Source organism: Roseateles sp. (assembly GCF_039595595.1).
GTDB lineage: Bacteria > Pseudomonadota > Gammaproteobacteria > Burkholderiales > Burkholderiaceae_C > Roseateles.
This window is the reverse complement of the sequence record NZ_JBCNLG010000006.1, coordinates 11191-31605: the sequence shown is the minus strand read 5'-3', so window position 1 is coordinate 31605 and position 20415 is coordinate 11191. Positions and strand designations below refer to the sequence as shown.

General features: G+C 64.9%; 9 protein-coding genes. 7 read left to right on the top strand and 2 right to left on the bottom strand.

The window, feature by feature from the left end; genetic code table 11:
* Window positions 1-46: 46 nt before the first annotated feature.
* From ABDW61_RS09625 to ABDW61_RS09605, 5 genes are read left to right on the top strand one after another with little or no spacing between them, the layout of a single operon-like run.
* Window positions 47-367, top strand: coding sequence for a FliM/FliN family flagellar motor switch protein (locus ABDW61_RS09625; protein ID WP_343638240.1), 321 nt, complete (start codon window positions 47-49; stop codon window positions 365-367).
* A gap of 19 nt (window positions 368-386) precedes the next feature.
* Complete coding sequence (locus tag ABDW61_RS09620; protein ID WP_343638239.1) at window positions 387-767, top strand: hypothetical protein; 381 nt, start codon at window positions 387-389, stop codon at window positions 765-767.
* Window positions 764-1393 (top strand): flagellar type III secretion system pore protein FliP, encoded by a 630-nt coding sequence (gene fliP, locus ABDW61_RS09615; RefSeq protein ID WP_343638238.1) that lies wholly within the window; start codon window positions 764-766, stop codon window positions 1391-1393. Before ABDW61_RS09620 ends, fliP begins: the two co-directional genes overlap by 4 nt.
* Window positions 1394-1412: 19 nt before the next feature.
* The gene (locus tag ABDW61_RS09610) at window positions 1413-2261 is read left to right on the top strand and encodes a sigma-70 family RNA polymerase sigma factor (RefSeq protein ID WP_343638237.1); all 849 of its coding nucleotides are present in this window, start codon (window positions 1413-1415) and stop codon (window positions 2259-2261) included.
* A 53-nt stretch (window positions 2262-2314) separates the two neighbouring features.
* On the top strand, window positions 2315-3493 hold the full coding sequence (locus ABDW61_RS09605) for a tetratricopeptide repeat protein (RefSeq protein WP_343638236.1): 1179 nt from the start codon (window positions 2315-2317) through the stop codon (window positions 3491-3493).
* Window positions 3494-3588: 95 nt separating this feature from the next.
* Here the strand turns inward: ABDW61_RS09605 and ABDW61_RS09600 are convergent, their stop codons facing one another.
* The gene (locus ABDW61_RS09600; protein ID WP_343638235.1) at window positions 3589-3792 is read right to left on the bottom strand and encodes a hypothetical protein; all 204 of its coding nucleotides are present in this window, start codon (window positions 3790-3792) and stop codon (window positions 3589-3591) included.
* A gap of 197 nt (window positions 3793-3989) precedes the next feature.
* Entirely contained in the window at window positions 3990-4682 is a 693-nt protein-coding gene (locus tag ABDW61_RS09595) for a hypothetical protein (RefSeq protein ID WP_343638234.1), read from the bottom strand.
* A gap of 247 nt (window positions 4683-4929) precedes the next feature.
* On the opposite strand from ABDW61_RS09595, the gene ABDW61_RS09590 reads away from it, so the two are divergent.
* Complete coding sequence (locus ABDW61_RS09590) at window positions 4930-19986, top strand: LysM peptidoglycan-binding domain-containing protein (RefSeq protein ID WP_343638233.1); 15057 nt, start codon at window positions 4930-4932, stop codon at window positions 19984-19986.
* Entirely contained in the window at window positions 19983-20393 is a 411-nt protein-coding gene (locus tag ABDW61_RS09585; RefSeq protein ID WP_343638232.1) for a hypothetical protein, read from the top strand. Before ABDW61_RS09590 ends, ABDW61_RS09585 begins: the two co-directional genes overlap by 4 nt.
* The last annotated feature ends 22 nt before the right edge of the window (window positions 20394-20415 follow it).

Sequence of the window (20415 nt, the reverse complement as noted above, 5' to 3'; positions counted from 1 at the left end):
CGTTGCGCCTGCAGCGTCGCTCCATTTCCCGAGCTCGTACTTCTCCATGCAACCTACTCTTCACGACATTGACCTGCAAGAACTGACCCCTGCTGTGGCCGGTGGGCCGCCTCAGCCGCTTGCCGGCCTGGAAGGCTTGAAGACGCTGCCGGTGCAACTGGACGTGCTGCTCGGCACGGCTCAGGTCACCGTGGGTGACCTGATGGCCTGCAAGCCCGGAGAGGTGCTGCGACTGGACCGCACTGTGGAGCAGGGCGTGGACCTGGTGATCAATGGCCATGTCGTTGCGCGGGGCCGTCTGGTTGCGCTGGACGACAGCTTCGCGATCCAGTTGACCGAAACCCCCGATCTGCGTTCGGCGGGTTGACTGCGGGCAGGCGATTGAAATGTCCTCCCCTTCTGTGATGCCCGACTTTCCGGTGGCCGGGCTGGTGCTTCTGGGCTTGTTGGCGCTGGTGGCCTTGGCGGCCTGGGCGAAGGGCCCCAGAGCCGGTGCCGGCTGGCGAGCCGTTTGGCCGAAGGCCGCCACGCGCGCCGACTCTGTCGCGCTGCGCCTTCGCGCGCAGCAGCGGCTGGACGCGTTCAGCGTCGTGCATGAACTCGAGTGGGCCGATGGCCGCCGGCTGCTCGTCTGCACGACCCGCGGCGCAGCGCCGGTGGTGCTGGACCGGTGCCCGCATCCCGGCGAGCGCAGCGGCCTGGATGCAGTTGTCCCTGAAGTCAGTGAAGTTCCGGCTACGCGTCAGTCGTGGGAGCGGCGGACATGATGAGCAGCAATCCCGTCCAGATCGTCCTCGGCCTGACGCTGCTTGCGGCGCTGCCGGCGCTGCTGGTCTGCCTGACCGCGTTCCTGCGGATCATTGTTGTGTTGTCAATGCTGCGGCACGCGATCGGCTTGCCCGAGACACCGCCCAACATCGTGTTGATCGGCATGGCGCTGTTGCTGACAGGCTTCACGATGTCACCGGTGCTGGAACAGGTGCACGACGACGCGCTGCGCCCCTACCTCGCGGGCAAGATGGAAGGCCCGGTTGCGCTCGACAAGGCGATCCAGCCCCTGCGTGGCTTCATGCTGAAGCAGACCCGCGAGGCAGATATCTTCATGATGGCGGACTTGGCCAAGCGCCCCCGACCCTCGTCCGAAGCTGACGTGCCAATGACGCAACTGGCGGCGGCCTTCATGGTCTCGGAGCTGCGCGCGGCATTCCAGATCGGCTTTGTGGTGTTCCTGCCCTTTCTGCTCATCGACCTGCTGGTGTCCAGCATCCTGATGGCGCTTGGCATGATGATGATGCCGCCGGTGACGATCGCAATGCCGCTGAAGATCCTGATGTTCGTGCTGGTGGACGGCTGGGGGCTGCTGCTGCGCGCGTTGATCGGGTCCTTCCACTGAGGCACGAGCGCGCATCGCGATGTCGAGCGGGTTGGACATATCGCCCTGGCCGCAGTCGGCGGACCTCTCGCCGCTGTGGCATGCGCGGCGCGACGATGCGCGCTCGCGCGACGCGCTGGTGAGGCACTTCCTGCCCTATGCGCGCATGCAGGCCGCGCGCCTCTTCGCCGGCCGGCCGGGGGAGGAACTCGACTTCGGTGACTACTTCCAGTTCGCCACGGTGGCGTTGACGGAGGCGGTCGACACCTACGACCCGTCGCGCGAGGCGCGTTTCGAGACGTATGCGGCTTATCGCATCCGCGGCGCAGTTCTGGATGGCGTGGCCGCGATGTCCGAGCGCCAACGGCAGATCGCCACGACGCGGGAACTGCGCCAAGCGCGGCTCAAGTCGCTGCTGCGCGGCGAGGTTGGAGAGGACGGAGACGATGCCGCCGACCTCGCATCCAAAGCCGCGCTGCGGGATAGGCGCGCCTCGGGCATGACGCCGGGACTTGCGCCTGACGCATCGCGCAACGTGCCGCTATATCCAAACGGCAGCGCGCTTGAGCGCTTGTCCGAAGCTGGTCTTGGCCTGGCCATCGGATTGATGCTCGAGGGCACAGGCATGATCGATCCCGGAGCGGATTCGCCGGCGCCGGCCGCGCAAATGCCGTACGCCCGGATTGAGATGCGGCAACAGCGCGAGCGTCTGCTGGCCTTGATGCGGCAGTTGCCCGAAGCGCAGCGGCGGGTGCTCGACTGGCACTATCTGCAAGGTCATCCGTTCGACCAGTTGGCCGCGCGCGTGGGGCTGACCAAGGGCCGCATCTCCCAATTGCACCGTGCCGCGTTGGAAACGCTGCGGCGCCGGCTGGAGGCAGATGGATGACGCCCCCAGACACGCCGGACTCTTTTGACCTCGCATTTCCCGGACAAGACCTGATGACCATGGACACCACACCTCAACTGCAACGCCTGCAACGTCTGCTGGGATACCTGGCGCAGGACCCCGCCAATGACCTGCTGCGCCGGGATGCGATCGAGCATGCGTGCGATGTGGGCGACGTTGAGACGGCACGCCGGCTGCTCGACGAGCGTGCCGCCAGCGGGGCGCTTGCCGCCTTGCCCTGGGGCTTCCTGAGCGCGCGCGTAGCCCTGGCTCACGGCGACGTCGATGCGGCACTGCATCAGTGGGACATGATGGCCTGCGACGCAGAAATCGGGGCGCAAGAGCGGTCACTGGCCGCTTCGGCGGCTGCGCAACTGCGGTTGCGACGCGGCGGGCCGGAGGCCGTGACGGAGGCCGCGCGCACGCTGGCGCCGTTCATCGAGGGCGTAGTGGCGCAGGCATCGCTTGCCGATGCGGCGCAAGCCGCTTGGCTGCGTGTCGAGCATCATGCTCGTCATCTGCGTGAAGGCCTGGACTGGGCGCTGGCGCGCGAAGCGGCTGGTCAGCTCGGGCCAGAAGCGGCCGGCGTGGCCAGCCTGATCGCAATGGATGCCAACGACGTGGCGTCCAGCAGCCGGCTGTCGCGTATGGCACTCGCGACGCTCCCCGAGCAGGGCGAAGCGCTGGTGTCGGCGGCGGCGCTATCGCTGGTCGAAGGTCAGCCGCAGGTGGCGCTGACGCTGAACGAGCGCCTTACTGCGGCGCGCCCAGCGGACGGTCGCGCATGGACTCAGCTGGGCGCGGCGCGTCTGCTGACACTGGACCTGCAGGGTGCACGAGTGGCATACGCACGCGCGACTGAACTGATGCCCGGGCACGCCGGCAGCTGGCACGGCCTGGCGTGGACGATGCTGCTGCTGGAGGATCTGGTGGAGGCCGAGCGCCTGCTTGATCAGGCGCTGGTGGTGGACCGAAATTTTGCCGAAACGCACGGCGCACTGGCGGTGATCTATGCGCGGACGGGTCGTCGGGCGATGGCGAATGACGCGTTGCGCCGCTCGCGCGGCCTCGATCCGAACAACTTCGCCGCGCAGTACGCGCAGGCGCTGCTGGACCACCCGGAACTCCCGGGCGAGGAGGTGATGGCGCTGGCGAGCAAGCTGCTCGACGGTCAGCAGTTGCCAAGCGGGCAGCGGGCATCGAGTCTGCTGAGGATGATCCGGCAGCTTTGATCGGTCGTTTTTCTGCTCGCCACACTCGGCCCGCCACGGTCAGCCCTCGAGCATCGGCCCGGGCCGCAACAGAAATCGAACTCGTGGCGGCCAATTCAACGTGCGGCCCGCGCCATCTCCGCCCTCGCCTGCTCCAGCAGGCGCATCGCCTCCGGCGACGCTAGTAGCGTATCGATCACCGCATCGACCAGCGCGAAGAACGCGGGGTCTACCGCCGCATCGCGCCCGAGTGCGGACGCCAGCGTCGGCTCCATGATCGCGCGCAGCATCGCGCGGTCATCGCCGGGTTTGTCGATCATGACCTGATGCACCCGGTCCAGTGCGGCCGTCGGCGGCTGCCCGCCACCGCCGCCCCCACCGCCGAGGACGGCGCCAGAGCTGCCCTTCTGCGACGCGCGACCGGACGGGCTGGTGCGCTTGTCCCCGCCCTCGCCCCTCACAGGACGTGGCGGCGTGCCGCGATCGGGGCGATCGATCCGCGTCATCGTCGCCTGGCTCAGTTCGGCTTGCCGACCGGCTGATAGTTGGCCAGCAGCACATGCGCTGAAGCATCGCGGGAATCCAGCGCTGGCTCCGTATCCGCGTCCTCAGCATTGCTCGCAGCCGCGTTGCCGCCCCCCGGCGTCGTTGCCGTGACTGCATTCCCCGTCCGGGTTGCGCTGATCTCTTCCAAGCTCGCCAGCACGCGTTCGATGTCGTGGTTCATCGGCAGATTCGACGTGTTCAGGGCCAGGCCCGCGCGGAACTTCGCCCGAGCTTCGGGCACATCTTCCGCAGCCATCGCGAAGAAGCCCTGTGCGAAGCACCGCATGAAATCGTTCTCGCCGAGCGTCAGCAGCGGCTGCCACGTCGTCAGCGCCAGCGCCAGCCGGTCTGTGGCGAACTGCAGCAGCCCCAGTTGGTATCGCGCGATCGCCATGTCCGGCGCCAGTAGCACCGCCGTCGCATACGCGTTCTCGGCTTCCTGCGTGCGGCCGGCCTGGGCAAATTCGCCGGCGGCAAGGAAATGCGGTAGGCCGTTGGCCGGGGCGGCCTGTGCGGCCTCGCGGAATCGTTGGAGCGCGAGTTCGGTGTCGTTGGACTCGCTGGCGTGGAGCCCCTGCTGGATTAGGGTGTCGAAAGTCTGCGACATGGCGATGGGCAGTGAACAGAAAGGGGCGGCACGGGCCGATGGAACGCGATAGCGCATCTGGTCCCTCCACAGCTTATCCCGACCTGGGAGCTGCGGTTTAGCGATGGGGAAAAGAAGGCACTCTCGACCTAGCGACGCCTTTGCGATTGGTTACAAGCTGATATCGACACGGCCTAAACCGCATCGCGAATCCCGAGATGTATTGCTCGTATCGAGGCGTTCAAGGGCGAATCCGTCCCGCCTCGGCGATGCAATCAAAGGGACAGACGAGATGGTCGGTGTTGTCAACGGAAGCGGTCTGGGCTTGAACTACACGTCCTACACGGGGACGGTGAATCAAGCCGGGGTGTGGAATCAGGGCGGATTGGGTCTTCGCAACACGCAGATCTTCGTCAACGGCTACACCGGCAACCTCATCGTGCAGGACCAGGACGGCGTTCTGGCGGCCGCTGGCACCGACCTTCGTGCACTCCGGACCTACAACAGCAGGGGCAGCTTCAACGACGACAACGGTGACAATTGGATCGTCGGCTTCGTGCGCCAGTCCATGCGCCTCACGGCGGGCGCGTGGGGAGCAGCCGGCAGCACGGTGGTGGTTGCCGAGGAGGACGGGGCCGAGCGCCTGTATACCTGGGTCACCAATCGCTACGTCAGCACGACCAGCTCCGGTCCCGACACCTATCTCACGCTCAGCGGGGATGGGAAGCAGGCCATTTTCAGCAACGGGCCGCAGTCCGGTGCATTCGATGTCGTCACAGGCCGGCTGCTGAGCTGGAACTCGCCGACGCTGCTCAACGCCGTTTTCAGCTACGACGCAAGCGGACACCTGACGGGCATGTCGGCCGACGCCGCAGGCACCGGCGGGCGTATCGTCTATGAGTACAGCGGCGATCGCCTGCAGCGTGTCAGCGTGGTGGACGAGCAAAACCGGACCGTGTCGAGCACGCTGTATGCCTACGACGCCAACGGCCGGCTCTCGCGTGTGTCGGTGGACCTGTCGCCTGCGGACGGGACCATTGCCGATGGCAAGGTCTACACCACCGACTACACCTATGTCGCCTCGACCGACATCACCAACGGGATGCTTCGCAGCATCGTCAACAGCGACGGTACCTCGCAGACCTTCAAGTGGGTCGTCAGCGAAGGGCTGGCGCGCCTCTCGCAGAGCTGGGGCGCGGATGGCCAGATATCGACCTACGAGTACAACACTTCCGCCCGCACGCTGCGCGTGACTCAGCCTGGAGGTTTCACGACGGACTTCTGGTACGACGGCACCGGCCGCCTCAAGCAGAGCCATCCCTCCAAAGGTGCCAACAACGGGGTCACCAACGACACGATCCGGACTTTCATCGAGTACTACACGACCGACAACCAGGCCACCTTTACCGGCTACGACCGCGGCGTCACGGTCTACAACTACGATGCTGACAACAATCTGATCCTGGTCCGGGACGCGGCGGGCAACACGGTGCGCCGCACCTACGTGAACCGGCTGGTCACTACGGAGACGGTTTATGCCGTTGCCGACCCGGATGGCAATGGCACGGGCCAACCGGCGGCGCCGGCCACGACGCGCTACGTCTACGATGCCGAAGGCAAGCTGCGCTTCAAACTCAGCCCGGAGGGCGTGGTCACGGAGCTGCGCTACACCGGCAAGTTGCCCACAAGCACGATCACCTACCTTGGCGGCGCCTACAACGTGAGCGCGCTGACGATCTCGCAGACGCCCACCGAAGCGCAATTGGCTACCTGGGTGGACGGCGCGGACAAGGCGCGAACCAGCCGCGTGGATTCGGTGTATGACCTGCGTGGCCAGAAGTTGCGCGAAACCGCCTACGCGGCCACGGATGCAGCGGGCAACGGGCAAGCCGCCGGAGCGCGCGTTGTCGTCTACGCCTACGACGCGGCCGGTCGACTGCTGACGATGACCGATGGCGCCAGCGCCACGGTCGCCTACGCCTACGACGGCCTGGGACGCGTGCTGAGCCGTCAGCAGGGCGGCATCCTCACAAGCTATGTTCATCAGGAAGGCGGCAGCGGTTACGTCTCGACGGTGACCGAGCAGAACGGCCTGGTCACCGTCAGCACCTACGACAAGATGGGGCGGCTGCTGGGGGTGAGCCGGACGCAGAACGGCAACGCGCTGGGCACGACGACGAACTACTACGACGGACGTGGGCTGCTCTACAAGAGCCAGGATGCCACCGGCGTCTTGCGCTGGTATCTGTACGACGAGCGGGCCAACAAGGTCGCCGAGATCGATGGCAACGGTACGGTGACGGAGTTCCGCTATGACGTAGCCCAGCGGCCGATCCAGACCATCGTGTACGCGACGCCACTGGCGGCGCTATCGGGCACGTCACCCAATCCGGCCTGGGCCGACCCGCCTGCGGTGCCGACGCTGGCGGCTATCCGTCCTGCGGAAAGCGCCAAGGACCAGCGCGCATGGACTCTCTATGACGCTGCGGGACGTCCGACGCGCACCGTCGATGCGGCCGGCTTCGTGACCGAGACCCGCTATGACGGCACCGGACGTGTCACCGGCACCGTGCGCTACGCCAATGCGATCGATCTGGCAGCATTCGCGGCCAGTCCCACGGTCACCAATGCGACGCCGCTGGCCGATGCGGACAACGACCGCGTGACGCGCAAGTTCTACTCCACCGAGGGCCGGCTTCAGGGGGAACTCGACGCCGAGGGCTTCCTGGTGGAGTACCGATACGATGCGGCCGGGCGTGTGATCGCCCGTCTGCGGTATGCAGATCCGGCGCCCACGGCGCAGCGAGCAACTGGCACACTGGCGCAGTTGCGCCCGGCGGCCGCCTCGCCCCAAGATCAGGCGACCCGCTACGTCTACGACGGTCAGAACCGCCTCCTTGGCGAGATCGACCCCGAGGGCTACGTCACCGAGCAGCTTTACGACGATCGTGGCAACGTAGCGCAGCGCACACGCTACGCGGCGAAACTGACGGCGGCGCAGATCACCGCCTTTGATGCGGGCGCGGGAGCTTGGCGTCCGGCGGCGACCGCCGGCCTGGGCGGCGACCGCACCGAGTTCTGGCACTACAACGCGCTGGGTCGACTCGACGAGCAGACCGACGCGGACGGCACCGTCACACGTTTCGTCTTTGACGACATGGGGCGCGTTGTCTCCACCACCCGAGCGGCGGGCACGGCCGAGGCGCGCACGCAGAAGGTCCGCTACGACGCGCTCGGTCGCGTGATCGGCGAACTCAGCGCGCGGGGCGCTGCGCTGCTGGCCGACGGCCAGACGCAGTCGCAGGTGGACGCGATCTGGGCGCAGTACGGCACGCTCTACACCTACGACGCGGCCGGCCGGAAGACGAGCCAGGTGGTCTCCGACGGCGCCAGCACGCAGCGCACGATCTTCTTCTACAACGAGGACGGTCAGCTCACCCACACGATCAATGCGCTGGGCGAGGTGCAGGAGAACCAGTACGACGGTCTGGGCCAACTGGTGAAGACGATCGCCTACGGTGGTCGCCTCGGGGCGACGACGCTCAACGCGCTGAGCGGCGGACTGGCCAGTACCGCGATCCGCAACGCGGTGCAGGAACTGCTGAACCAGCGCGTTGGCGGACAGCCGTATGCCAACGCGCAGACCGTGTTCGACTATGACGCGCGCGGTCGGCTCAAGAGCACGACGGACGCACTGGGCTATACCACCTCGACCAGCTACAACGCCTTCGGGGAGGCCAGTTCCGTTACCTCGCAGGTCCGCCTCGATGGCACGGTCGTGTCGCAGTCTCTGGCCTACGACCGCCGCGGCCTGCTGAAGGCGCGCGCGGACGACGTCGGCGGACTCAATGCGCTGACGAAGACGGAGTACGACGCGTTCGGGCGGGTGGTGAAGACGACGGACGCTCGCAATGTCGAGTCCACCATCGGCTATGACCGCATTGGTCGCGCCGTTCAGACGGTGGACGGCGGCAAGACCCTGCGCACCACCGCCTACGATGCATTCAATCGGATCACCGCGACGACCGACGGCAACAACCAGACGACGGTCTATCGCTATGACCTGGCCGCGCGTACGGTAGAGGTGACGACCCCGGAAAACATCAAGAGCCGCGTGACGCGCAACCGCCTCGGGGAGGTGGAGACTCGCATCGACGGCAACAACGTCGCGACGACTTACGCGTACACAGAGAACGGGGAGCTCAAGACCATCACGACGCCGCTCAATGCGACCGGCACCAAGTACGACAGCTTGGGACGCGTGGCGGAGAGCGCCGATGCCAATGGCACGGTGACGAAGTTCACCTACGACGCGCTCAACCGCATCAAGTCGCGCACGATCGACGACGGCGGTCTGACACTGACGACCAGCTACGACTACCAGGATACCGACAGCGGCACTGCGGTGCTGACCACCGAAGCCGACGGCCGTCGCACGCTGCAGCGCTTCGACCTCGCGGGGCGGCTGGTGTCCGTCACCGTGGACCCCAGCGAGCAGGATCCACAAGGCTTGGCACTGACGACCCGCTACGAGCTTGACGCCAACGGCCGCACCTTGAAGGTCATCGACCCCAATGGTGTCGTCACGCGCTACGAGTACGACAAGCTGGGGCGCCGCGTTGCTGAGATCACGGACGCCGGGGCCAGTGCCGCCGACCTCAACCTGACCCGCACGTATGCCTATGACGCGGCGGGGCGCCTGGCATCGAGCACCGACTGGGCTGGAGCGCGCACGCTCTACGCATACGACGACGCGAATCGACTCGTCTATCAGATCGATCCGATGGGCGCGGTGCGCTACACCGAATACGACGGCGAGGGACGCGAGCGCCGAGTCACGCGATTGGCCACGCCGCTGGGCGCGTCGGTCCTCGCAGGGCTGGGCATGGCGCCCACGCGCGAGGCCGTGGCCGCGCAGCTGACGAGCATGCCGGCCAAGGACGAGGTCACGGGCCGGGTCTATGACAAGGACGGGCGCGTCAAGTACAGCGTTGACGCCGCGGGCACGGTGGTGGAGTTCCGCTACGACGGCGTGGGGCGCGTGAAGCAGCAGATCGCCTATGCGACGGCGGTGGCGGACACGGTGGCCTGGATGGACGGTGGCGCTGCACCGCCGGCCAGCCATGAGAACGACCGTGTGACGAGCACTCTGTATGACGCGCTGGGCCGCACGGCGGCGCTGGTGGATGCCGAGGGCGGCATCACGGTGCTGGCGTATGACGGGGCGGGGAATCTGCGCCAGAAGACCGCGTTTGCGCGGGCGGCTGATGCAGCCAAGATGCAGGCGCTGCGCTCGGCGGGCGCGGACTGGAACGCGGCGACGCTGGGGACGCCAGCGACGCATGCGCAGGACAGGGTCACCAATTTCCGCTACGACAACGCGGGCCGGCTGCGCTACGAGTACGACGCCGAAGGGTTCGTCACCGAGATGCGCTACCAGGGGCTGAAGACCACGACGATCCGCTATGCCGGCAAGGTCGCGGTGGACGCGGCGCCGGCGCCGGGCGCGGACGACCACACCAGCAGTGTCGAGCTCGACAAGGCCGGGCGGGTACTGAGTACCGTCGACGCGATGGGCGTGGAGACACGCAATGAATATGACGCAGGCGGCCGACTGAAGGTCAGCGTCTCGGCGTACGGCCGCGCCGAGGCGACGAAGACAGGCTATGTCTACGACGACGCGGGTCATGTGGTCGAGAAGACCCTCGCGCAGGATACCGACGCGGCATCGACGACGCGATATGGCTACGACGCGAACGGGCGGCTGGTCACGGAGGTCGAGGCACGAGGTGTTGCGCTGGCGAGCGCCAACAGCGCCTGGGCGCGCGCGGAACGCCTGCGGCAAGGCAAACCGGAAGCCGCCGAGCAACTGACGGCGGCGGACCGGCAGGCCTTCTTGGACAAGTACACCACCAGGCATGAGTACGACGCGGCGGGTCGTCGCACGGCCACGATCAACGCGATGGGCTTGCGCACGTCGAGCGAATACGACGCCTTCGGCAACGCGGTGAAAGTCACCGACCCGCTGGGAAACGCCGGGTACTTCTACTTTGACAAACTCAACCGGGTGACGCTGCAAGTGGACCCGGAGGGGTATGCGGCGCGCACGACCTATTGGGGCGCGGGCAGCAATCAGATCGCATCGGTGCGGCGTTACTACAACCGGATCGCCGCGCCGACGGTAGGCCAAGCGCCCGCGACCACCGATCACGTCAAGGACGCCCTGACAACGAATGCTTACGACCGGCTGGACCGACTGACGTCGACGACCGACGCGTCGCGCCTGGCTACCGAATCCACCAGCTACGGCGTGAACGGCAACCGCTTCGACAAGGCGGTGACGAACAAGGTGGGCGGCACTGCGGTGTTCAATACTGACCGCCTTGGCAATACGGTCACTGAAGCTTTGCCAGTGACGGCAAACGGCCGCGCGGTCGTGAACCGGTACGGCTATGACGCTTTCGGCAACCGCACGTCCTCCGTCGAGGCCGACGGGCTGGCGGAGACGCGCGTCACACGCTATCGCTACGACAAGGCAGGCCGCCTCACGCATCGAATCGGCACGGCCTACACGGCGTTCGATGGCGCGAGCCAGACAGCATCCACCGTCATTCCGGTCGAATGGACACGCTACGACGCGCTGGGGCGTGTGGTCGAGCAGGTGTCGCGAGGAAACTGGGTGAACGAGCGGGTCGTTGATGGAGCGCACACCTTCAGCCAGTTCGATGCGGCGGGCAACAAGATCGCGCAGGTGGCGGCCGATGGCGCCTACACCGCTTACGAGTATGACGCCGCCGGTCATGTGCTGGTTGAGCGCGCAATGAGCACGCGAGTGGGGTCTCCGGCGCCCGGGCAGGCCGTCACTGCGCTGACCCCGTCGGCCGTGCCGGCTGCGGACCGGATCACGCGATCGAGCTATGACGAGCTCGGCCGTCTCGTGGAGAAGACGCGGGACAACTTCCGCTACTGGGAAGCTGATCCGGCGCGCAACGACATCCTGTCGGGCCTGTCCGACTACACGAGCGTGCGCCTTCAGAGGGTCGAGTACGACGCAGCCGGCAACGTGGTTCGAGAGATCGACGGCCGGGGCAACTCGGTCTACACCTATTACGACAAGGTCGGCCGCAAAGTGCTGCGCATCGATCAGGAGTCGTATGCGGTTGGCTGGGATTACGAGGGGTTCCAGTCGGCGCCAACGGCCGAGGTGAAGTACGCCGCGCGCGTAGCCGCCTACAGCACGCAGAACGACACAGCTCGGCCTGTGGCGGTACGCGACCCGGCCGCACTGCGTGCCGGGCTGAGTCTGACGGGTGCCCGCACAACGACGTTCGTGCTCGATGGCGTCGGCCGAGTTGTCGAGAGACGCGTGCTGGGTGTGGCCTCCACCTACCTAGGCTCGTCCGGCGCGGCGAATGCCGCGACGATGGATGCGGTTTCGACCTTCGAGTACGACGGGCTGGGCAACGTCAAGAAGCAACGCGACCTGGTGGGCCTGACCCCCGACGGCAACTCGCAAGTCTGGAACGAGACCACCATCGAGTACGACAGGCTTGGCCGCGAAACGCGTCGCGTCGCTCCCGGATTCCTTGACTACCAGGGGCGCTGGGTCACACCGGTCACCGAGACGGAGTACAACGGATTGGGCCTGGTGTCGCGATCGATCCAGCGCGGGCTGGACGCCGCGTCGGAGAGCGACGACCGGATCACTGCCTATGGCTACAACGCCAACGGCGACCGAACTGGAACGGTCGATGCGGCGGGGAACTACACGCTGCTTGAACTTGATTCGCTGGGCCGGATCGGCCGCTCGACGGCCAAATCGGTGCTGCGGGCAGACCAGACCCGCGTTGACATCGTCAAACGCTATGCCTACGACCTGTCAGGCCGCGTGACCGCTGAATACGACGGCGATGCGACGCACCTGCAGACTGGTGAGATCCGGCGCACTCGCTACAACGTCTTCGGTGAGATCACTGGGAAAGGCTTGGGAGACGGTTGGCAGGAGTTCGCCGAGTACAACGTGCTGGGCAAGGTCGAGCGCAACAACAGCGAGGGCGGCGCGATCGCCATCTTCCTGTACGACCGCAATGGCAACACGACGCGCAAGATCGTCAGTGGCGTTGCGTCGGTGGACCTGCGCAACAAGTCGATATCCGACGCTGCGCAGGACTTGGTCAATCTGAACCACACGTTCAGCGTGCACGACGGTCGCAATCAACTGTTGAAGACGGTCGAGATTGCGGTGGATTACCAGACCGACGTCGCGCGGCGTCGCGACGTAGTGACACAGCAGTTGGCGCCCCTGTATGGCGCCATCGGAACTCAGACCGGAACAGGAGGAAGCTCCGCGAATCAGGCGAGTGGCTCTGGAGGCGTTCTCTCGCCACAACCTACGGCGGGAGGCGCGGCGGTCGTGCCGCAGATGCCGAAATCGGGCGCTGTCTCTGGCGCACTTTACGGACCCGATGGTGTCTGGCCCCAAGGGACTGCTGTACGCGGTCAGGTGCCGATCGGAGTCCGGCTGGATTGGTCAGGCAGTCAACAGTCGTGGCAGGCCAGTCCGGATCCGACGCTGGCGCGCGTGGATTTCACAATGCCGTCGTCGTTCCCGGATTTCGGATACGAACTCTATCGACAGGGCTCCTCAACTCCGTCGTACCGCATGGCCCGCGGAGGCACCCAGGCACTCGATATCTCCGGCCCCGGCGTTGGCAACACGAGCTCTACTCCGTATGACTTGGTGGCCGTGTCGGGTTCGAATCGCTTCAAGCTGGCCACGCTCGTGATTCGGTCGAGCCTTCAGCGCAGCGACGGCTACGAATGGGATCAGTCATGGTCTGTCGAATGGCAGTCACCGCAGTTGATCGTTCCCCAGGAGAGCGACACGGGAGGTCAGCCGTTGACCCCTGAAGTGACTGTCAAGAGCGGCCGGGTTGAGCGAGTGCTTGATGCGCCACTGGGAGCAGCCTATCCGTCCGGCACGAACGACACGCGCGTCGTGGACCTGTCGTCATTCGGGAGTCCACAGGGATCGGATATCGACGTGGTCGTGCGCTGGCGCAGGACGGACGGCTCACTCGTCAAAGCGACCTCGACGAGGGTCAACGTCAGCTCCACAAGAGGCCTGCTGATCAGCAGTGCATCGGACGTGCCGGCACCCGAGATCCGTTACACGAGCATTCAGGGAACGAACTACCTCCAGTTCGAAAGTCTCAGAAATGGGGAAGGGGCGACGCTTTGGTATCGCAATGCCGGTACGAACGACAACTGGTCGTCCATCGGCTTCACGGGTGGCCGGCTCTCTACGGCCAGCCTCCCGATTGCGAACGGACAGGTTCTGGACTTCATGGTGGAGTCGTCAAGCAATGCGGCGACACGATACAGCGGCCAGTTCCGCGGCGATACGGGCACGCCGCCGTTCGCTCTCGTGCAAGACACTCTGACCCGGGTCAAGTTGGCAGACCAGACCATCGTGCTGCCCCTGGCGCTAAGCAATTCCTTGACGAGCATTCCACCGGGGAGCGCCATCGATCTGCGGGTGGGCGGTGTGCAGTTGTCGACTGACCAGTATTCAGTGGTTGGTGCCGGCAATGCGCTCAGGTTCGAGATCCTCTGGAGCAAGCTGCCAGCGGGCCTCGCGCTGATGCGCACCACAGCAAAGGACTTGTCGTTCAGCTACCGGATCTCCGGTTCTGTTAGTGGCAACACCCTGCTGATCGGAGCGGGAGAAGGGGCATTCAGGGTCGGGCCATCAACAAGCTTCACTACCAACGACCTGGTGCTTTACCAACCGGTGGCAAAGCTGTCTGTGCCCGTCGGCCTGGAGGCCTCGATAGTGCTAAACCGCGGAGACAAGCAGGTGTCGTTTGCCGCGAACGATGCTGGGCGGTGGTCGAGCGATGGCTATCTCAATCTCAACCTGTCAGGTCTCCTGACTCAATGGGGGCCAGGCGACATCTCGATCGCTTATGCCGGAGCCACTGCGAGCTTCACTGGCGTGATCTCGCTGTCCGCCGGAGGCATGGCAACGGTGAGTGGGCTCCAGAGCCGCGCGCTCGCCGATGGCATGGTCAAGCTGACCGTCCCGAATGCTGCGACGCTGCCGACTCTCAAGGTGAGAGAGACTCCGAGTGGGCAGTGGCAGGATCGCGTCGCTACGTTGAAGGATGGCGCCTTCCAATGGAACATTCCTCAGGCGGAGTGGGGCAAGAACTTCGAGATCACCTTCGAAGGCCGGGATGCGACAGGAAATATTCGGTATGTCGGTGCCGGTCACTATTCGGTGAATGGCAGCGGACTGGCAACCTATACCGGCGATGGAGAGATCAAGGAGACCTCTTTCCTTCGGTTCCCTGCGTCTGCGGGAACGACGATGTCGGTCACGATGACGCCGCGCGGCGGAGGCTCGCCACAAACAGGTTCGTTCGTTCGCGTTGGCGATCAACTCTGGCTCAAACTAGACGACCTTCGATCGCCGGAAGGAAATCCTCGCGATTTCGACTACACGTACGAGCGGCTTGAAGGTGGCGTCCTGACGAGCAAGGGACGCGGCAGCTTCCGCATCGAAGGCACAGGTAAGGTGGTGCCTGGGACCACCGTGGCTGATCGGATGCCATTGCAGCCGATCGTCCTCCAAGGACCGAAGAACCGGCCCGATGCCACCAAGCTTGAACTGCGCATCGATGGCACGACCACGGTGACGCTGACTGGCGTGTGGACGGTCGATCGCATGATCTACACCTGGGCCCAGCCCTTCGGCGGTAAGGTCGTGGAGACGCCGGAGTCACACCAGTACACGCTGCGTGTGCTGAATACGGCCGGTGGTGCAGTCGCAGACGAGGGGGGAGAGCCCATCGTCGTGAGTGGAGAAATCCAGTTGGGCGGCCAAGGCGACAGATCGACGTACGAGGTCAAGCAGTACGTGGCGGCGCTGGACGCGCGCGCGCAAGTGGTGCGGCACCAGGCCTACAACGCATTCGGGGAGATCGTCGAGGAATACGACGACGCGACGCAGCAGCGCGCGCAGGCGATGCTGAATATCTACAAGAAGGCGAATCTTGGCACGTTCACATTCGATGCCAGTGCGCTGCGCACCCGCTTCGAGTACAACGCGCTGGGCAAGTTGATCTCCAAGACGGAGCCTCAGACCTTCGAGACCTTGGCCAACGGCTTTGTGCGCCGGATCACTCCGATCACGACGTATGGCTATGACCTCAAGGGGCGATTGGTCGCGTCGATCGATGCCAACGGCAACAAGACGCGGCAGAGCTATCTCGCTGCGAGCGAACAGGCCGCGGTCCAGTGGACGCCGGACAACTACACCCGCGAGACGCGCTACGACGTCTTCGGCGATGCGCGCAAGCTGAGCAATGAAGTGTTGGCCGGTGCTCCGAAGGTCGAGATTGAGCAGGACTTCGACAAGCTCGGTCGACTGATCGTGGTCCGCCGGCTCGGGATCCAACGTGTCGAGAACTTCAGCGGTAGCGCGGCTGTGGGGTCGACGCTGACCGACAGCTATGCGTACGACGCGCTGGGTCAGCGGATCAGTCAGACGAATGCCCTTGGATTCACGAGCTTGACGTTCTACGACTCGCTGGGGCGCGTTGTCTCGACAAAGTCAGCGCAAGGCGCTGTCACGTCCTACAAGTACGAGTGGATTCAAGTCGGCGCTAGCGGCCGAGCGATCCGCGGGGCAGGCAACGTCGACACAGGCGGCTACCGGCGTACGACGAGACAGGCGGATGACGGACCGTTGAGTGATGACGTCGAACATCTGCTGACTGATGACATCGATTATTTCGGCCGCACGACCTGGCATCAGGATCTCGGAGGGCGCAAGTACACCTATGTCTACGACCGGGCCGGCCGCCTGGCTTCCCAGACCAGCAACGCTGGGCAGGATATCGCCTACGACTATTTGCTCAATGGCATGCTGCTTCGCGTGACGGATGCCGGCGCTGGCACCATCAGCGAGTACGGCTACGACAACGCCGGCAATCGAACGGTCGAGGCCTACTTTGAGCGGTTGCCTGGCGGGGCCAAGTTCGCGCGATACCAAAGCAGCGACATCCAGTACGACGAACTGAATCGCCTGGCGCGGGTGCGAGGCACCGACGGCACACACGATCTGCGCTACGAGTACGACGCCGTGGGCAACCGTCGCGCTGCGATCACCACCTACTGGAACCCTTATTCCGGAGAACTTGAGGCGCACGACGAGCTCTGGTACGAGTACGACGCGGCCAACCGATTCACGGTGTCCATGGGCCAGTTGACGATGCGAGGCACATCGGCAGGAGACACGAACGGCTCCATCGTCCTGGACAAGGACAGTGTGAGGCTCTGGTACGACGGTCTGGGTCAGCGCATCAAGGCCGACGTGGCGGACCCGCTCAAGGCGAACGCCCGGCAGATCGAGGAGTACCGCTACTCGACCGATGGTTACCTGGAGGACACGCTGATCGACAGCCAACTGGTGGCGCGCCGCCGGGTCGACGCGCTGGGACGGACGGCGCAAATGCGGCTGTGGAAGAAGGACACCGATGGTCACCTGATCTATTCGAAGACGCGGGACATGGTGTACGACAAGGACAACCGACAGATGTCGGAAACCGTGTCGGGGAGCGCCACAGCGGGGGAGAACGGGACGACGACGTATCAGTACTACGTCGACCGGTTGGAAACGGCCGCTTCGGGCGGTGGTTTCGGAGCGCTGGCCAAGGTGGAGACCCTGCCCGCTGATCCCAATGCGGGAGCGGCGGTGAGCACGACCTACAAGTACGCGTACTGGGACTCGGCAAAGCAATCGACGATCACCAAACATGGCCCGGGAGGCGACGCGACCTCGCAGCTGTTCTACAACACCAACGGGCATCAGAGCCAACTGGTCGAGGGACAGTCGCGAACGGTCAACTACTTCAACAGCGCGCAAGGACTCGTTCTGCGGCGAGAGGACATTCGCAACAATCGCCTGACGTATGAGCGTCGGTTCTATTACGCGGCGAACCGGCGCATTGGCGAGATCGGCAACGATGGGCCAAGCCGGGTGTCGTACGCGGAGCAACTGGCTCGCACGTCGGAGACGCCCAAGCAGCAGCGCGAACGCCTGAGCAACCCCGCGCCGGTCACGAGCGTGGACTTCGACCAGAACTACGAGCCGATCGGGCCGGATTACCCGCCAGCGACGGCCTCGAGCTACACGGTGCGAGGCGGTGACACGCTGAGCTCGATCGCGCAGAGCGTGTGGGGCGACGCGGCGATGTGGTACCTGATCGCGGACGCGAACGGGTTGCGCGGCACGGAGACGCTGGTCGAAGGGCAGGTGCTGTCGATCCCCAACAAGGTCGCCAACATCCACAACAACGCCAGCACCTTCCGCCCGTACAACCCGGGCGAGGCGATCGGGCGCGTGGACCCCACGCTGCCGGATCCGCCACCGCCGCCCATGTCGAGTGGCGGCGGCTGCGGTGGCCTTGGGGCGTTCGTAATGATTGTGGTGGCCGTGGTGGTGACGATCTACACCGCAGGCGCAGCTGCTGAAGCGCTTGGAGCAGTTACGACCTCGGGCGCGAGCGCGTTCAACACGGGCTTGGCGGTTCTGTCCGGGGGATCGGCAGCGGGCGTGACGGTCACGGGGACGGCGGCGATGGTGGCTGGAGCGGCAATCGGTGCGGCCGCCGGCGCCATCGCGAGTCAAGTCGTTGGCATGGCGACAGGGAACGTCGAGAAGTTCAGCTGGAAGGCGGTGGGCCAATCCGCGCTGGCGGCTGGAATCACGGCGGGCGTGGGCTCCTATTTCGGACCTGCGCCGGGAGCGACATCGGCCACTGCCAATGCCAGCACGCTGAGCCGAGTGACCGACGCGGTCGTGCGCGCAGGGGTGAGCTCGGCGGTCACGCAGGCGATCCAGGGCAAATGGAGCTGGCGGGAAGTAGGCGCGGCGACGGTGAGCGCGGGGGCGGGGTACTTCGCAGGCCAGGCGGTCGCGGACGTGATGAGCGGCGTCGACCAGAGTCTCACGCGGTTCGCGGTGTCTGCCGGCGCAGCGGTTGGCGGCTCCTGGGCCAGCAGCCAGGTGCTGGGTCTGAACACCGCAGAGACGCGCTCGCGCTTGGGGGTGGCATTCGCCGCTGCATTGGCGCGGGGCATGAGCGACGGGATTGGCCAGAGCTTCGACTCAGCGAGCAGCGTCTATCAAGACAACGCTGTGGCGCGAAGCGAACTGAGGTTCAGCAACGCGGAAACGTCGACGGCCCTCGAGCTGGACGACAGGACCGTGGAGCTGCTCAACGGCGCACAGTCTCATGAGCCCCTGGGAGCGAACCCCGATGATGTCCAGATCGCAGCGGCTGATCGCGCGTCGATCGGCGGCGGACGGATCACGATCAGGGAGAGCAAGGGGGCGGTCTACATCTCCGATTTGGGTGGGAGTCCGGTTTCTGCTCCGAGTCGGCCGGAAACCCGCATCCTGAGCTTGTCCGGATCTTCGGCTGGGGAGGTGCAGTCAATTTCTGGCGAACGCATTGAGCCGGCGATTACGTCAATGGACGAATGGTCTGGTTTCCTGACGTTCAATCCAACAGGAAAGTTCCTTCGCGGAGCGGGGGATGGGGCTTTGTCCATCCTTCAAAGTCCGGTCGTGGCGACCATTGAGGCCGCAACGACGGTGACTGATACGCTTGGAAAGGGCAGCGCGGCGATTTGGAATCTGGCTACGGGCGCGGATGCCTTCTACCGCCCTCATAGCGCCCTCTACCAGTCCATTGATAGCAACGGCGTGGCTGGCACAGCAGGCTCGCTGATCAAGGGGGTGGTCTCGGCACCATTTGCGCCGATCAACGCGCTATACCGCAACGACAGCTACGCGCTAGGTAGAAGCATGCCGGACTTGGCTCTGGCGGCGACTGGGCCGATGATGGCGGCCCGGGTCCAAGGGGCGGGTCGAACGGGGGGGCTTGGCAATATCGACGCAGCCGCGACTGCGGGTGCCGCAGGACCGAAGGCGCCCACCGTCTTCAACAACCAGATTCCTGAAAGTGGCCCGCGGCCGTTCGCTCCATGGCGTGCCGGAGGACCACGTTCAAGCGATTTTCTTTATGTCGTTGAGCCGGACGGCAATTTGGTGATGTCCCCGATACCTAGGAATGGCGAGTATGGTCACTATGACCTCACTGGCGGCGGAAATCCGGTTATAGCCGCAGGTGAAGGGCATACCTACGGAGGAAAGGTTAAGCTTGATAATGCTTCCGGTCACTACCGACCTGAGGGTGAGTCGGCGCAAAGTGCGGCGACGGCTGCATTTGAAAAAGCCGGTTTTACAGTAACCAGTTACACCGAGAAGGTGTTTGATTTCAAACTTGGCCGCTGGGTGAAGAAGCAATGACCTCAAACCAAATTGATGAGTTCCGAGCTCTGTGCGAGCGAGTGCGAGAGGCAGAGGACAAAGACGAAGATGCGCTGGCGATAGAGCAGGGCTACGAGGACTTGCTCGTCTTCCTGAAGACGCATGAATCGTCAAGAGTCGAGCTGTCCGAAAGGCTTTGCTCGATTGTGAATAGCTACCGGCATGCTCGAGCTGCTGGACCGTCTGAGCTTTCTGTTGATGCCTTAGCTTATTGCATGCACGAGCTTTGCTGGCTTGAGGTGAAGGAAGCTGCGTTGAAGGAGCAACACGATTATTTCGCTGCTCGGCGAGAGGACTTTCTTTGGAGGCTCATTGACGCCTTCGATAGCGATTGGCGAAAAGCACCCTCTTATGCGAGATTTTCAAACCCGGCTCGACCAAACTAGCCTGTGCCAAAACGCCCGCCCT

What these genes read in the sequence shown, in the direction of transcription:
- ABDW61_RS09625 (WP_343638240.1), top strand. Translation starts at nt 47, where the DNA reads ATGCAACCTACTCTTCACGACATTGACCTGCAAGAACTGACCCCTGCT.
- ABDW61_RS09620 (WP_343638239.1), top strand. Translation starts at nt 387, where the DNA reads ATGTCCTCCCCTTCTGTGATGCCCGACTTTCCGGTGGCCGGGCTGGTG.
- fliP (WP_343638238.1), top strand. Translation starts at nt 764, where the DNA reads ATGATGAGCAGCAATCCCGTCCAGATCGTCCTCGGCCTGACGCTGCTT.
- ABDW61_RS09610 (WP_343638237.1), top strand. Translation starts at nt 1,413, where the DNA reads ATGTCGAGCGGGTTGGACATATCGCCCTGGCCGCAGTCGGCGGACCTC.
- ABDW61_RS09605 (WP_343638236.1), top strand. Translation starts at nt 2,315, where the DNA reads ATGACCATGGACACCACACCTCAACTGCAACGCCTGCAACGTCTGCTG.
- ABDW61_RS09600 (WP_343638235.1), bottom strand. Translation starts at nt 3,792, where the DNA reads ATGATCGACAAACCCGGCGATGACCGCGCGATGCTGCGCGCGATCATG.
- ABDW61_RS09595 (WP_343638234.1), bottom strand. Translation starts at nt 4,682, where the DNA reads ATGCGCTATCGCGTTCCATCGGCCCGTGCCGCCCCTTTCTGTTCACTG.
- ABDW61_RS09585 (WP_343638232.1), top strand. Translation starts at nt 19,983, where the DNA reads ATGACCTCAAACCAAATTGATGAGTTCCGAGCTCTGTGCGAGCGAGTG.